We start from the raw sequence: 15207 nt of genomic DNA on the forward strand, positions 1-15207 counted from the left end.
ACGGAAGATGACGGGATGCGCCGCCTGCTCCGGAAGCCCGTACGGCTGGTGCCGTTGGGGTTCCTGGCGGTGATCCTGGTCGGCACCGGTCTGCTCATGCTGCCCTGGGCCACCAGCGAGCAGCGGCACACCCCGTTCGTCACCGCGCTGTTCACGTCCACGTCGGCGGTGTCGGTGACCGGCCTGACCGTCACCGACACGCCGAACTACTGGAACCACTTCGGGCTCGTGACGATCACCGTGCTCACGCAACTCGGCGGGCTCGGCATCCTGACCGGCGCGTCACTGGTGATCCTCGCCGTCTCCCGCCAGCTCGGCCTGCGTAACCGGCTGCTCGTCCAGGCCGAGACCGCCGAGTTCGGGCTCGGTGACCTGCGCCGGCTGCTGGTGCGGATCGCGGCCACCGTCTTCGTCACCGAGGCGCTGGTGGCCGCCGTGGTCGGCGGACGGGTGTGGCTGGTCTACGACTACACGCCGGGGCGGGCGCTCTGGTCCGCCGTGTTCCACTCGGTCCAGGCGTTCAACAACGGCGGCTTCACGCTCTACTCCGACAGCCTCGTGGCCTTCGGTCGCGACCCCTGGGTGACGCTGTCGCTCAGTGCCGGGGCGATCGTCGGCGGGCTCGGCTTCCCGGCGATCTTCGAGGCCACCCGGGAGTGGCGACGGCCGACGCGCTGGACGGTGGCCACCAAGCTGACCGTCTGGGGCAGCGTGGTGCTGACCGTCGTCGGCGTGGTCTACCTGCTGCTGGCCGAATGGTTCAACCCGTACACGATCGGCACCTACGACGTGCCGGGCAAGGTGCTCGCGGCCTTCGGCCAGATCGCGCTGAGCCGCACCGGTGGTTTCGACCTCGTCAACGTGGACCGGCTCACCGAGGAGAGCTATCCGATGTTCGTCGGCCTGATGTTCGTCGGTGGCGGCAGCGCCAGCACGGCCGGTGGCATCAAGGTCTCCACGTTCTTCCTGCTCGGCTTCGCCATCTGGGCCGAGCTGCGTGGCGAGCCGGACATCACCGTGGGACGACGCCGCGTGTCCCCGTCCAGTCAGCGGCAGGCGCTGACGGTGGCGCTGCTCAGCGTGGCGCTGGTGGCCGTCGGCACCGTCGTCCTGATCGCGCTGACCGCGCAGGTGCCCTTCTACGCGGCACTGTTCGAGGTCACCTCCGCGTTCAGCACCACCGGCCTGAGCGTCGGCCTGTCCCAGCAGCTCTCCCCGGCGGGCCAGTACGCGCTGACCGCGCTCATGTACGTCGGCCGGGTCGGGCCGCTCACGCTCGGCTCGGCGATCGCGTTGAACACCCGTCGGCGGCTGTACCGCTACCCGGAGGAGCAACCCATTGTCGGTTAGACATCCGAACGAGACGGGCATCGTGGTGATCGGCCTGGGCCGGTTCGGCTCGCGCCTGGCCGAGTCGCTGTCCCGGCTCGGCCACGAGGTGCTCGCGGTCGACCGAGACCCGGTCCGGGTTCAGCACTGGTCCGGCGAGCTGGACCGGGTGGTGCAGGCGGACAGCACCGAGGAGGAGGTGCTGCGCCAGCTCGGGCTGGCGGACTTCCGCCGGGTGGTGGTCGCGATCGGCGCGTCGCTGGAGGCGAGCGTGCTCACCGTGCTGGCGCTCGCCGAACTGGGGATCGAGCAGATCTGGGCGCGGGCCACCTCGGAGAAGCACGCGAAGATCCTGCACTCGGTCGGCGCGCACCACGTGGTCTTCCCCGAGGCGGAGACCGGCGAGCGGGTGGCGCACCTGATCGTCAGCCGGATGCTCGACTTCATCGAGTTCGACGACGACTTCGCCATCGCCAAGATCCGGGTGCCCGCGCCGCTGGTCGGGCGGTCGCTGCGCGACGTCGCCCCGCAGGACCGGTACGGCGTGATGGTGGTGGGCGCGAAGCGGTCCGGACAGCCGTTCCGGTACGCCGGACCGGACACGGTGCTGACGCCGGACAGCGTCCTCATCGTGGAGGGCGGCATCACCCAGGTGCAGCGGTTCTCCGCGCTGGGCTGAGCAGGCACCACTGCCCCTCAGTCGTCGTCCTCGTCCTCGTCGTCGTCATCGTCGTCGCTCTTCCCGGCCTCGCCCTTGGCGGGCTTCGGCGCCTTGGGCTTGGGCGCCGGCTTCGCCTTCGCCGGGCCACCCTTGGTGGCCTTGGTGGCCGGCTTGGTGGCCGGCTTTGCGGGTGCCTTGGTGGTCGGCTTGGCGGGCGGCTTGGCGGGCGCCTCGGTGGTCGGCGCGACGGTGACCGGCACCGAGCCGGCGATCCCCGACACCTGCACGCCGCACGTGCGACCACCGACCGTGAACTCCACCGGCAGCGTGTTGCTCCCGGTGTAGCGTCCGGCCAGCGTGAGCTTCGTCGACGCGCCCGGCGCCAGCGCCGGGGTCGCCGCCGCAGCGGTGACCGACACGGTCTGTCCCACCTGGCGTGCCGGCGGCTGGGCCGTGGTGACCGTCTGCTTGCCGGGGAACGTGAAGTTCATCGTCCAGCCGCGCAGCTCGCGGTCGCTGGTGTTGGTGAGCGTCAGCTCGGCGGAGAAGTCCTTGCCGGTGTCGCGGCGCAGCGAGTAGTCGACAGCGCAGGGAGTCGGCTCGGGCAACCCCATCTTCGCCTCGGTCGGCTCCACCCCGCCGCTGGCCGGGCTCCGCGACGTCACGCCCCACAGCGTGGCGGTGACCGCGATCAGTCCGACGGCGGCCACACCGGCCTCCAGCTTGCGCCGCCGCGCCGCCGCCCGCCGGGTCCGGGTGCGCACCGCCGAGAACGGCAGCGCACCGGTCTCCGCCGACCACGGCAGGATCGTCGTGCCCGCGTTCTCCGCGAGCGCCGGGTCCATCCGGCCGAACGCCGGTGACACCGGCACGACCGCCGCGATACCGGCCGCCTCGGCGAGCGTACGGGCCACCTCGGCGGTGGCGGGGCGGTCCTCGGGGCGCTTGGCCAGGCACCGCTGCACCAGCGCGGCGACCGGCTCGGGCAGGCCCGGCACCGCGGGCATCGGGTCCGGGTCGCGGTACATGTGGGCGCGCAGCATCTCGGTGGTGGTGCTGGCCTGCCACGGCAGGCGGCCGGTGAGCATCCGGTAGAGCAACAGCCCCACCGCGTACACGTCGGTGGCAGGCGAGACGTGGCCGTTGTCCAGCCGCTCCGGCGCCAGGTACGCGGGCGTGCCGAGCAGCGCGCCGTCCGGTCCCTTGTCGCTCTCCCCCACCAGCGCCGAGATGCCGAAGTCGACGACCTTCACGCCGGTCGGCGTCAGCATGACGTTGCCCGGGGTCACGTCCCGGTGCACCACGCCCCGGGCGTGCGCGGCGGTCAGCGCCGAGGCGACCTCCGCGCCGATGGTCATGGCCTCCCGCCAGGGAAGCTGCCCGTCGCGGCCGAGCCGCCCGCTGAGCGGACCGCCGTCGACCAGTTCCATGACCACGTACGGCACGGTCAGGCCGACCTGCACGGACTCGCCGTAGTCGTACACGTTCGTGATGTTGGGGTGGCACAGTCGCGCCGCGGCCTGCGCCTCCACCCGGATCCGATGCCGGAACGCCTTGTCGCTGGCCAGCCGCGAGGCCAGCACCTTGACCGCGACCTGCCGGCCCAGCACCTCGTCGTAGCCGCGCCAGACGACCGACATGCCGCCCGCACCCAACTGCTCGACGAGCCGGTACCGCTCGCCGAGCAGTTGCACGCCGTTCCTGACCGGTCCACCCATGGTCGGTCCTGTTGCCCGAAGTCGACCCCGGTACACCTCAGCGGTCGGAATCGGTCAGGAAAGTCACCCGTTCAGGCTGTCGCGAGCAGTTGGTCCACCGGCGCGTAGTCGTCGGTGAGCACCATCGCGTCCCCGACCCATCCGGTCACCGCCGCCTCGTCCATCAGTTCGGCCCGCTCCGGCAGCAACTTGAGCCCGGCCGGGATCGCGGCGAGCGGCAGCGGCGCGTCCGAGGCGACGATCACGAAGTTGGCGCCCTGCTCCCCGTCGATCGCGCCGGGCGGGGCGATCAGCGCGACGTGCGCGAACTCGGCCTTCACGGTGGCCAGTTCGGCGCGGATGAACCGGCCCGGCGGATAGTCGATGACGTTCTGCACGTAGATCCCGTCCGGGCGCAGCACCCGCCGGATGTCGGCGGCCATCTCCCGGGTGGCCAGGTGCCACGGCACCACCAGGTGGCCGAACGCGTCACCGACTATGAAGTCGCGGCTGTCGCCCGGCTCGCCGCGCAGCAGCACCCGCGCGTCGCCCACCTCGGCTCGCATCTGCGGGCCGGTGCGCAGGCCCAGCTCCCGCCGGTCCAGCTCGACCAGGCCGCCGTCGAGTTCGAAGACCAGGTTGTCGGTGCCGGGCCGGGTCGCGACCAGGTAGTTCGGCACGGTGAAGCCGCCACCGCCCAGGTGCAGCGCGTCCATCGGCTGCCGCGCCGGCCGCGCCACGTCCGCGACCAGGCCGATCCACTGCGTGTACGCGTACTTCAGGTGGTTCGGCTCGTTCAGGTCGACGTACGAGTGCTCGGCCGAGTTGAGGTAGAGCGTGCGCCCCTGCGGCCACGACGGGTCCACCTCGACGCGGGCGCAGTGGTACGCCGTCTCCACGTCGCACGGGTTCGGCGCCGCGGCGGTGAGCCCGGCGGCGGCGAGACCGAGCAGTGCCAGCGCGGCCTTGACCCGGCCCGGCGCGGACAGCCCGGTGGGGCCGGCCTGCCGGCGCAGCCAGACGCCGAGTGCCAGCCCGGTCACCCCGATCACCGCGGCCAGTGCCAGCACGATGACGGAGCTGCGCAGCGCGGCCACCAGGATGAAGCCGGTGCCGAGCGTGGCGGTGATGCCGCCGAGCGTGCCGATGCTGGACAGCTTGCCCACCACCTGGCCGGTGCGGCGCAGGTCGGCGAGCTGGAGCTTCACCACGAGCGGGGTGATGGCGGACAGCAGCGCCGCGGGCAGCACCACGGTCAGCGCGGTCAGCAGGAGCACCGCGCTCGCCGCGCCGCCGCGCAGCACCTCACCGGCGTACCTGACGATCGGCAGCGTGACGGCGGTGGCGATGCCGGCCAGCACCAGCGCCGGGGCGAGCAGGGTGCGCGGGTCACGCCGGTCGGCGAGCCACCCGCCGAACCACGCCCCGTACGCGATGGCGGCCAGTGCCATGCCGATGACCGAGCTGGTCACCTGGAGGGTCACCCCGACGTACGGGCCGACCAGGCGCAGCGAGACGGTCTCCAGCACCAGCACCGCCCCGCTGGAGAGGAAGACGAGGAACGCGGCGAGCCCGTTGGGCAGGGCCCGGGGCGGAACCGGTGCGTCGGCGGCCGGTTCCGCCGTGACGTCGGACGAAGTGCTGCTCATCGTGGCGATGGTACGCAGCGCCGCTGAGACACCGGGTCAATACATCGAGATGTGAACATGGTTTGTGTGGTCCGCCGCCGGGCTGCCGCCGCCGCTGTACGCCCGCCAGCCGGTGTTCGGCATCCAGATCTGCCGATACCAGATGACGTACATGATGCCGAGCTTGTTGGCGTTGTTCTTCGCCCAGGCGGCGAGGCTGTCGCCGTACGACTTGTCGCCGCCGGTGGCGGTCTTGTCCTCGAACCCGCCGCTGGCGGCGGAGAAGTCGCAGGCCCGGCCCTTGGGGTGCTCGCCGCCGCCACCGCTGCGGTGACACGAGGCGTAGCGCTTGTAACCGGCCGACTGGGCCTGCTGGAGCATGTGCAGCGTGCGCGGCGTGATGCAGCCGGACGCGGGCGTCGGGTCGTCCACCGAGCAGGACTCCGACGGCCACGAGCCGTCCGAGTTGCGCGGCGCGGGCTTCGCCGACGAGGAACTGCCGTTGAACCCGGACCCGGCGCCGGAGCTGACCTTCGCCAGCGCCACCTCGGCGTCCTTCTTCTTGCGGGCCTGCACCGCCACCTGCTTGGCCTGCTCGCGTACCTCGGCGTCGATGGCGAGCTTCGCCTCGGCCGCCTGCGCCTTCGCGTCGGCCAGCTCCCGCAGCCGCTTGCTGTCGCGCTGGGCCATCACGTCCAGCTCGGCCGCGCGCTTGAGGAAGTCGTCCGGGTCGGCGCTCGCCAGCAGCATCGACGTCGCGGTGAGCCGGCCCAGCCGGTACGACTGCGCGGCGACCTCACCGGCCTGCGCGCTGAGCCCGACGAGGCGTCCCTCGATGTCGGTGAGCTGGGCGGCGAGCGCCTTCTGCCGGCGCTTGGAGTTCTCCAGCTTGTTCTGGGCCTCGATGTGGCCCTTCGCCGCCGCCTCCAACGCCGCCCGCAACTGCTTGCTGTCGCCCTCGTCCGGGGCGTTCGGGCTGGGTACGGCGGCAGCCGGTCCGGCGGCCACGCCGGAGCCGAGCAGCACGGCCACCGCGGCGAGCGCGGCGAGCAGCGACCGCCGGACGCGCCGGCCGGTAGGGCTGGTCCTGGGCACGTGATGGTCCTTCCGTCGACCGCCGGCCCCCGTACACCGAGCGGCGTCTCCGCCGGCGCCGGACGGCGGCCTGCTGGCGGAGACCGCCGGTCACGATACCGGACCACGCGCGCCACGCCAGGCCGGCGACGGCGTACGGCCTCCGGTGTCGACGCAGCGTGCCGCGCCCGTCGCGCAGCGCCGCTCAACCGCTCAGCAGGGCCGCGCTCACCTCGTCCCAGATCTCCGGGCTCGCCGCCACGAGCAGTCCCCGGCCCTCGTCGGCCGGCTGGTAGTCGGCGCCGTCGAACCGGCGGGCCACGCCCCCGGCCTCGCGCACCAGCAACGCGCCGGGCGTGTGGTCCCACGGCAGGGTGCGCCAGAACAGCACGAACTGCTGCGCGCCGGTGAGCATGTCCAGGTACTCCCGGCCGGCGCAGTGCTGGCCGGGCAGCAGCTCACCGACGCGACGCCCGCCCTCCTCCACCTGGCGGCGGAAGTCCGGGGGCAGGAACTTCGTCGCCGCGGTGCCGCGTAACGCGCCCACCCGCGGTTCGGCCTGCGGCGCGCTCAGCGACGCCCCGTCCAGCTCGGTGCCGGCGCCGAGCCGGGCCGCCGCCATCGTGCCGTCCAGCGGGTCGTACACCCAGGAAGCCACCGGTACGCCGTCGGTGAGCAGCGCCGCCATCAGCGCGAACGGCCGGCGACCGGCGGCGAAGTTGGAGGTGCCGTCGACCGGGTCGACGAGCCACACGTCGCCGCTGCCGCGCAGGTGCCGCAGCAGGCCGGGATCCTCGGCCACCGCCTCCTCGCCGACCACCACCGAGCCGGGACGCAGCCGCCGCAGGCCCTCGGAGATCAGCGCCTCCGCCTCGCGGTCGGCGACGGTGACCACCTCGCCCGGTGCCTTCTCGGAGATGTCGGACGCGTCGAGCCGGCGGAACAACGGCACGACGACCTTGGCCGCCGCCTCCCGCAGCAGCGCGCCGACGTCGTCCAGCAGCGGGTCAGCCACGCGGCGGCAGCTTGACCACGCTGACGAAGAACTCGTCGATCTGGCGGACCACCGAGATGAAGCGCTCGAAGTCCACCGGCTTGGTCACGTAGGCGTTGGCGTGCAGCTGGTAGCTGCGCAGGATGTCCTCGTCGGCCTGCGAGGTGGTGAGCACCACGACCGGGATGCGACGCAGCTCGTCGTCCTTCTTGATCTCCTTCAGCACCTCCCGGCCGTCCCGGCGGGGCAGGTTCAGGTCGAGCAGGATCAGGTCGGGCGTCACCGCGTCCGCGTACTGGCCCTCGCGGCGCAGGTAGGCGAGCGCCTCGGCGCCGTCGGAGACGACGGTGAGGCGGTTGCGGAGCTTGTGCTCCTCGAACGCCTCCTGGGTCATCAGCACGTCGCCGGGGTCGTCCTCGACGAGCAGGACCTCGATCGGGCTCTTGCCGTCCGCGGGCGCGGTCATCCCACCGTCTCCTTCATGCCACCGTTTGTACCGTGTCGGTCCGCCCCTGCGGGCGACTCTTCGGGTGCCTCGCCGTCCGGCTGCCGCCCGGCGTCCGGCGGGTCGCCCTCGGTTGCCTCGGTCTGCTCCCCGGCTTCGGCCTCCGGTGCCGTCGCCGCCGCCTGGGCCGCCTGGGCCGCCTGGGCGGCGGAGATGTCGGCCTCCAGCGCGGGCAGCGTGAACCGGATGACGGTGCCCTCGTCGGTGTCGGTGTCCACCCAGACCCGGCCGCCGTGATACTCCACGATCTTCTTGACGATGGCCAGCCCGATGCCGGTGCCCGGGTACGCGTCCTTCGAGTGCAACCGCTGGAAGATCACGAAGATCTTGTCGGCGAACTCCGGCTCGATCCCGATGCCGTTGTCCCGGCAGCTGATCTCCCACTCCCCGTCCACCAGCCGCGCCGACACGTGCACCTTCGGCGGCACGTCGGGCCGGCGGAACTTCACCGAGTTGCTGACCAGGTTGACCAGCAGGTTGGTCAGCAGCGGCTCCTCACCGCGGATGGTCGGCATCTCGCCCCAGGTCAGCTCCGCGTCGGCGTACTGCAACGCCGCCTCGGTCTGCCCGGCCACGTCGCCCATCACCTTGTTCAGGTCGACCTCGGTGAAGCCGGTGGTCAACCGGCCGATCCGGGAGAACGCCAGCAGGTCGTTGATCAGGCGCTGCATACGCTGCGCACCGTCCACCGCGAACGCGATGTACTGGTCGGCGCGCTCGTCGAGCTGCCCGGCGTACCGCCGCTGGAGGAGCTGGCAGAAGCTCGCCACCTTGCGCAGCGGCTCCTGGAGGTCGTGCGAGGCGACGTACGCGAACTGTTCCAGGTCGCGGTTGGAGCGGGTCAGCTCCTCGGCCTGCTTCTGCAACTGGCTGTTGACCCACTCGATGCGCTCGCGCGCCTCGCGTACCTCGTCCAGATCCCGGGCGATCTTCATCCGCATCTGGTCGATGTCCTCGGCGAGCCGCCGGAACTCCGGCGGACCGGACCCCTCGATGTGGTGCCGGTAGTCGCCGTCGGCCACCTCGCGCACCTGGCTGACCAGGTCGGCCAGCGGGCGGATCAGGATCCGGTCCAGCGAGAGCAGCATGACCACGCCGGCCGTCGTCACCACAAGCGCGGCGATGATCAGCAGCACGACCAGGGTGTTGCTCGTCGAGTTGACGCGGTCGGCGGCCTCCTGCCGGACGGAGAGGATCTCGTCCTGGAGGGTGTCCACCGACGTGCGGATCCCGTCGAACTGCTGCCGGGTCTCGTCCGTGATCAGCGCCCGCCCGGCCGCCGGACCGTCGCGTTCGACCGTGGCGATCACCGGCTCGGCGACCTGGGTCCGCCACTGCGCGGACTCCTGCTCCACCACTTCCAGCGCGCGGCCGACATCCGGGTAGCCCGCGGACAGGCCCCGGATCGAGGCGAGGAGGGTCTGCTCCCGCTTCACGCCCTCGCGGTAGGGCCCCAGGTCACCGAGGTCGCCGTTCACCGCGTACCCGCGTACCGCGGTCTCCTGGTCGAGCAGCGCACTCATCAGCTCCTGCGCCTGGACGCGCAGCGGGCCGGTCCTGAGCAGCACGACGTCGATGTTCTGCCGGTTCTGCGCGGCGACCGCCGCCTCCGCGCCGGCCAGCCCGAGCAGCAGCACGACCACCACACCGAGCAGCGCGGCCACCCGCCGCCGCAGGGTCCACCCCTGCTGGTACGCCTTCACAGTCCCCACTCCCGCTCGTTCCTCGCACTCACCGGCCGGTGCCCCGGCTGACCAGCAACATCGCCACGTCGTCGGCGAGCGGGCCACCGTTTATCTGCTCGGCCCGCCCGACCAGCCAGGCGGGCAACTCGGCCAGCGGCACCGCCCGGTTCGCCGGTTCGGCGAGCAGCCCGGTCAGACCCGGCACGTCGAGCCGTTCGTCACCGCCGTCCACCCGGCCCTCGATCAGGCCGTCGGTGTACAACAGCAGGGACCAGTCGGCGGTGTCGAACTCCAGGTCGAAGGCGACCGGGCGGCGCGGGCGTACGCCCAGCAACAACCCGCCCTTGGCCGGTACCGGCGCGACAGTCCCGCCGCTGAGCAGCAGCGGCGGCGGGTGACCGGCGAGGCGTACGGTGGCCCGTGCCGACGCCAGGTCGAGCCGGGTGGTGGCCACCGTCGCGAAGATCTCCTGGAGCCGGCGCTCGCTCATCAGCACCTGTTCCAGCGCGGGCAGCACCTCGTCGTCCGGCACCCCGGCCAGTACGAGTGCCCGCCAGGCGACGCGCAGTTCGACGCCGAGCGCCGCCTCGTCCACGCCGTGCCCGCAGACGTCGCCGACGATCAGGTCGATGCGGTCCGGCCGGGTCTGCACCACGTCGTAGAAGTCGCCGCCGATCAGTGCGGCGTGCCGGCCGGGCCGGTAGAACGTGTGCACCGACACCTCGTCGGTGGTCATCAGCGGCTGCGGCAGCAGGCCGCGCTCCAGGCGGGCGGACTCGGCCTGGCGCAGCTCCACCTCACGCAGCCGGCGGGCGTTCTCGTCGGCCCGCTTGCGCTCTACCGCGTACCGCAGCGCCCGGGTCAGCAGGACACCGTCCACCTGGCCCTTGACCAGGTAGTCCTGCGCACCCTCGGCGACCGCGACGATACCCAGGTGCTCGTCCGACCGGCCGGTCAGTACGCAGACCGCGGCGCCGCTGGCCATCTCCAGCACCCGGCGCAGCCCGTCCAGCCCCTGCGCGTCGGGCAGACCCAGGTCGAGCAGGACGCAGTCCACGCCCATCACCCGCTGCCGGGCCTCGCTGAGGCTCGTGGCGACCAGCAGGTCGATCATCGAGTTGGTCTCGGCGAGCAGTTCACCGACCAGGAACGCGTCGCCCTCGTCGTCCTCGACCAGCAGCACCCGCAGCCGCTCCCCCGGGGGTACGGTGCCGTGCAGCCCCGCCCCGGCCGACGGCACGAAGGCACCACCCGACGCGCCGGCACCCCGGTACGGTCGGGTCACCGCCGCTAGTCGCGGGAGTTCGCTGGTGATGTCGGACTCCTTCCGAATGCCCTGCTGATCATGGCCGACACAACGGTCCCATCCCGACAGCGGCACGGTTGACCCACGATGTTACGCCGGGAGCGCTGTCACGCCCGCAGCGCACCGACCGGGGACTGCCGCCGCGGCCCTCGGGGGTGCAGGATGATCTCACCCCGCAGATCCACCCCGAGGAGTCCCAGTGGGCGCACCCCCCACCCGCCCCGCCGACCGTGCCTTCGCCAGGCCCCGCCGCCGGCCGATCGCCGCCCTGGCCGCGCTCGCCGCGCTGCTCGCCGTCGGGGCGGGCGTCCTGGTCGGCCTCTCCACCCCGGCGCCGCGCCCGGCAGACGCGCCCGAGAGCGACTTCAGCGCCGCCCGGGCGTTCCGGAACGTCGAGGTGATCGCGGCCGAGCCGCACGTGGCCGGCAGCGCCGCCAACGACCGGGTACGCGAGCACCTGGTGGGCACGCTGCGCGGGCTGGGCCTGCAGACCGAGGTGCAGGACGCGGTCGCACCCGAGGCCGGGCAACTGTCCGGCGCGGCGGGCGGGGCGGCGCTGGCCCGGGTCCGCAACGTGGTGGCCCGGCTTCCCGGCACCGACCCGACCGGGAAGGTCTTCCTGGTCTCGCACTACGACTCGGTGCAGACCGGGCCGGGCGGCAACGACGACGCCGCCGGCACCGCCACGATCCTGGAGGTGGCACGCGCGCTGACCACCGGCCCGCGCCCCCGCAACGACGTCGTCTTCGTGCTCACCGACGCGGAGGAGGCGTGCCTGTGCGGCGCCGCCGGGTTCGCCGCCGATCATCCGCTCGCCCGCGACGGCGGCGTGGTGCTCAACCTGGAGGCGCGCGGCTTCACCGGCCCGGTGATCATGTTCGAGACGTCCCGGGACAACGCGAAGCTGGTCGAGATCTTCGGCAAGGCCGCCCCGCACCCGGTGGGCACCTCGTTCGCGGTGGAGATCTACCGGGCGCTGCCGAACGAAACCGACTTCACCGCGTTCCTCGACCGGGATTTCGTGGGCCTGAACTCGGCCTACATCGACGGCGGCGCGATCTACCACACCCCGCTGGACGTGCCGGCCCGGATGGACCGGGGCAGCCTCCAGATGCACGGTGACAACGCGCTCGGCCTGACCCGCGAGTTCGGCCGCACCGACCTGGGCGACCTGCGCGCCGGCCACGACGACACCTACTTCCCGGTGCTCGGCGGCCTGATCAGCTACCCCGGCTGGCTGACGCTGCCGCTGGCAGTGGCCGCGCTGCTCGCCGTCGGCGCGCTCGGCTGGCTGCTGCGCCGCCGGGGCCGGGCCACCGCCGGCACGCTCGCCGCCGGCTCCGGCCTGACCCTGGTGCCGGTCGTCGTGGCCCCGCTCGGCGCGTGGCTGCTCTGGGCCGCGATCACCACGATCCGACCCGGGTACGCCGAACTGCTCGACCCGTACCGCCCGGTGGCGTACCGCCTCGCCGTCGTGGCGCTCGCCGCCGCTGTGCTGTTCTGCTGGTACGCGCTGCTGCGCCGCCGGGTCGGCCCGGCCGCGCTGGCGTTCGGCGGGCTGGCCTGGCTCGCCGTGTTCGGGGTGCTGCTCGCGGTGGCGGCGCCCGGCGGGGCGTACCTGACGACACTGCCGGCGCTGGCCGGCGCGCTCGCCGGGTTCGCGGCGCTCGCCACCCGGCCCGACGGCCCGTGGCCGGTGGTCGCGGTGACGCTGGCCGCCGCGGTGGCGGTGGTGATCCTGCTGCCTCCGGTGGTGCTGCTGTTCCCGGCGCTCGGCATGGGCATGGGCGCGGTAGCCGCGCTCGTCGCGGTGCTGCTCGGCCTCGCCGTACTCCCGGTGGTGGACCTGCTGCACCCCCGGGCCGGCGGCCAGCGCGGCCTGCTCGCGCTGCGCGCACGCCGGCTCGGCGCGCTGCCCGCCGCGGCCGCCGCGCTGGCGGCGGCGGTGCTCGCCGGGGTCGGCCTCGCGGTGGACCGCTTCGACGCCGAACACCCCGTGCCGACCCACCTGATGTACGCGCTGGACGCGGGCACCGGGAAGGCGGCGTGGCTCAGTCGCGAGGAGAGGCCGCAGCCCTGGACCGACGGCTACGTCGACCGGAGCATCTCGCTGGCCGACGACTTCCCCGGGCTGGGCGACGGCGAGATGCGCGCCGGACCGGCCGCTGCCGCTTCCCTGCCCGCGCCGAAGCTGGACCTGCTCTCCGACAGCACTTCCGGTGACCAGCGCGTGCTGCGGGTACGGGTGGTGCCGCAGCGGCAGGTACGCCTGCTCACGCTGCACGTCGACACCAGCACGGCGACAGTGCGGTCCGCCACCGTGGCCGGGCGGGACGTGCCGGTCGAGCCCGGCGACGGCAGGTGGGGATTCGGGGTCGTGTTCCACGCCCCGCCGCCGGAGGGTGTCGAGGTCACGCTGACGCTCGTGCCCCGGGGCGGTGCCGTTTCGGTGCGGGCCATGGACGCCAGTGACGGACTGTCCGGGGTGCCCGGGTTCCGGCCCCGGCCGGAGGGTGTGGGAGTGGTCGGGTCGCACAGCTCGGAGATGCTGGCGGTGGCGCGCACGTACCCGCTCTGACCATCGTTTGATCGTCACCACCTCGGCGTATCGGAGTGGATCAAACGCCGCGGCTGGTCACTTCCAGCGGTATTGATCTAGGCTCTGGGCATAGTCAAGCACAGTGGGCGACGGCAGCCCCGAGCTGCCGCTACCCGCGTCGTGGGTGGTCACCGGTGGTCGTCGTTGGTCCCCCTTCGACGGCCTGGAAACGGCATGATCTCGATTTCACCGCTCGAACGCGCTAGAGCCAACTGGCGAGCTTCCGCTGTCACCGTCTCGCACGGCTGTCCGGCTTCGGTGCCCTCCAGCGCTAACATGGCCCCATGACCGCCGCGCACGCGTTCGAGTACGAGGTGCCACCTCATGCCGGTCCGCCGCCTGAAGCTGTCGAAGCTGCCGAGGAAGGCAATGTTGTCTACCTGACTCGTCACGGTCAGCGTGTGGCCGCGATGGGGCCACCGGCATCGCTCGATCCTCACGACCTTGAGACGATCGGGCGGTTCCTGGAGTCGGTGGCAAGCAACCCGAACCGGACCCAAGCCCTGAGGGCATGGGCTCGTGAGCAGCTTGCACAACTTGCCGAGATCATGGAACAAGTGATCAATGAGGAAGACGCTCAGGCTTGCGACGAAGCGCTGAGGTCGGTGCGTGCTGGCGAGCCGACCCAGCCTTGGAGCGCCGTCAAGCAGGAGCTCGGCCTGTGACATGGACAGTAGAGCTCACGAACGCCGCAGCACGGGAACTGGCAAAGCTTGATCGCTCAGTTCGAGTCCGCGTCGGTTCCGCGATCGATCAGTTGGCGGTCGACCCACGGCCCGCTGGCTGCGTGAAGCTGTCCGGCGGGGACGACAATGTCGCGCCGCCGGCGGGCTGCAACCGCCGGGGTGCCGCCAGACGCTTGCGCCAGGGCGGCGGGGTCCCCGAGCGGCGGCCCCATCGGGGCCGGCCCTGGTACGGCGGCGCGAGCGGCCTGCCAGCGGGCCGCCTTGGTCCCGTACAGAAAGTTGGCCGACTCGCACCGGCGAAGGCGCAAATGCGGAACCCCCGTGAGTAGCAGCTACTTCCAGCGGAAGTGGACGAACAGGCGGCCGAAGTTCTTCGAGTCCTTCTCGACCCGGTGGTAGAGCTGCTTGACGTCCCTCTGGTCGAGGAAGCGCAGCACCTTCTTCTTCAACGCGCCCGACCCCTTGCCCGGGATGATCTCCACGAGCGTGGCCTTCTTCGCCACCGCCTCGTCCATGATCCCGCGCAGCGCGCGGTCGATGTCGTGGCCCTTGTTGTAGATGTCGTGGAGGTCGAGCTTGAGCTTCACGGTCCCATCCTAGGTACGCGGAAGGGCAGCCCGCCCGGGCTGCCCTTCCGCGTCATCGGTCAGCGACCGACCTTGCCCTCCACCCGGCGCAGGGCGGTGGCGTAGTCGGTGTTCGTCGAGTACATCGCGGCCGCGATGCGCAGGTGCCGCAGCGCGTCCACCGGCCGGTTCATCCGCTCCAGCGTGCGGCCGAGCACGTGGTGCGCGTAGTGGTCGCTCGGGTCGCGGTCGACCAGCTCGCGCAGCTGCTCCTCGGCCCGGTTGAGCTGGGCCGACTGGAAGTACGCGCGGGCCAGCAGCTGCCGGACCGAGGAGTTGTCCGGCTCCGCCTCGATGATCGGTTCGAGCAGCCGGGCCGCTCCGGTCGGGTCACCCGCTTCGAAGAACATGGTCGCCCGCCGGTACTCCGCCAGAAGATCCACTCGACCCACCTCCTCGTGTCGCGCCAGACCCTTG

13 protein-coding genes are annotated in these 15207 nt (G+C 72.3%); 4 read left to right on the top strand and 9 right to left on the bottom strand.

The window, feature by feature from the left end:
* Nucleotides 1-15: 15 nt before the first annotated feature.
* A complete protein-coding gene (locus C569_RS0120655) occupies nucleotides 16-1350 on the top strand; it encodes a TrkH family potassium uptake protein (RefSeq protein ID WP_018787672.1) in 1335 nt (444 codons plus the stop codon).
* Nucleotides 1340-2008 carry a TrkA family potassium uptake protein gene (locus C569_RS0120660; protein WP_036346403.1) on the top strand — a complete coding sequence of 223 codons (669 nt, stop codon included), beginning with the start codon at nucleotides 1340-1342 and terminating at the stop codon, nucleotides 2006-2008. Before C569_RS0120655 ends, C569_RS0120660 begins: the two co-directional genes overlap by 11 nt.
* 17 nt (nucleotides 2009-2025) lie before the next feature.
* On the opposite strand, the gene C569_RS0120665 is transcribed toward C569_RS0120660, so the two are convergent.
* The 7 genes from C569_RS0120665 to C569_RS0120695 form a co-directional block, all read right to left on the bottom strand.
* Nucleotides 2026-3708, bottom strand: coding sequence for a serine/threonine-protein kinase (locus C569_RS0120665; protein ID WP_018787674.1), 1683 nt, complete (start codon nucleotides 3706-3708; stop codon nucleotides 2026-2028).
* 71 nt (nucleotides 3709-3779) lie between these two features.
* Nucleotides 3780-5336, bottom strand: a complete 1557-nt coding sequence (locus tag C569_RS0120670) for a fused MFS/spermidine synthase (RefSeq protein WP_018787675.1) — start codon at nucleotides 5334-5336, stop codon at nucleotides 3780-3782.
* A 36-nt stretch (nucleotides 5337-5372) separates the two neighbouring features.
* On the bottom strand, nucleotides 5373-6410 hold the full coding sequence (locus tag C569_RS0120675) for a hypothetical protein (RefSeq protein WP_018787676.1): 1038 nt from the start codon (nucleotides 6408-6410) through the stop codon (nucleotides 5373-5375).
* 184 nt (nucleotides 6411-6594) lie between these two features.
* Nucleotides 6595-7404: an inositol monophosphatase family protein gene (locus tag C569_RS0120680; RefSeq protein ID WP_018787677.1), complete on the bottom strand. Its 810-nt coding sequence runs from the start codon at nucleotides 7402-7404 to the stop codon at nucleotides 6595-6597.
* Nucleotides 7397-7849, bottom strand: coding sequence for a response regulator (locus tag C569_RS0120685; protein WP_018787678.1), 453 nt, complete (start codon nucleotides 7847-7849; stop codon nucleotides 7397-7399). Before C569_RS0120685 ends, C569_RS0120680 begins: the two co-directional genes overlap by 8 nt.
* Nucleotides 7846-9591 carry an ATP-binding protein gene (locus C569_RS0120690; protein WP_018787679.1) on the bottom strand — a complete coding sequence of 582 codons (1746 nt, stop codon included), beginning with the start codon at nucleotides 9589-9591 and terminating at the stop codon, nucleotides 7846-7848. Before C569_RS0120690 ends, C569_RS0120685 begins: the two co-directional genes overlap by 4 nt.
* A gap of 28 nt (nucleotides 9592-9619) precedes the next feature.
* Nucleotides 9620-10858, bottom strand: a complete 1239-nt coding sequence (locus C569_RS0120695) for a PP2C family protein-serine/threonine phosphatase (RefSeq protein WP_018787680.1) — start codon at nucleotides 10856-10858, stop codon at nucleotides 9620-9622.
* Nucleotides 10859-11078: 220 nt separating this feature from the next.
* Here C569_RS0120695 and C569_RS0120700 point away from each other — a divergent pair, with 220 nt between their 5' ends.
* Both C569_RS0120700 and C569_RS0120705 read left to right on the top strand, forming a co-directional pair.
* On the top strand, nucleotides 11079-13457 hold the full coding sequence (locus C569_RS0120700) for a M28 family peptidase (RefSeq protein WP_018787681.1): 2379 nt from the start codon (nucleotides 11079-11081) through the stop codon (nucleotides 13455-13457).
* A 305-nt stretch (nucleotides 13458-13762) separates the two neighbouring features.
* Nucleotides 13763-14143: a hypothetical protein gene (locus C569_RS0120705; protein ID WP_155945568.1), complete on the top strand. Its 381-nt coding sequence runs from the start codon at nucleotides 13763-13765 to the stop codon at nucleotides 14141-14143.
* 353 nt (nucleotides 14144-14496) lie between these two features.
* On the opposite strand, the gene C569_RS0120710 is transcribed toward C569_RS0120705, so the two are convergent.
* Nucleotides 14497-14751, bottom strand: a complete 255-nt coding sequence (locus C569_RS0120710) for a Smr/MutS family protein (RefSeq protein WP_018787683.1) — start codon at nucleotides 14749-14751, stop codon at nucleotides 14497-14499.
* Nucleotides 14752-14810: 59 nt separating this feature from the next.
* The gene (locus C569_RS0120715) at nucleotides 14811-15173 is read right to left on the bottom strand and encodes a M48 family metallopeptidase (RefSeq protein WP_018787684.1); all 363 of its coding nucleotides are present in this window, start codon (nucleotides 15171-15173) and stop codon (nucleotides 14811-14813) included.
* Nucleotides 15174-15207: the final 34 nt, after the last annotated feature.

The organism is Micromonospora sp. CNB394, from assembly GCF_000374985.1.
In the GTDB taxonomy this organism is placed as follows: Bacteria; Actinomycetota; Actinomycetes; order Mycobacteriales; family Micromonosporaceae; genus Micromonospora; species Micromonospora marina.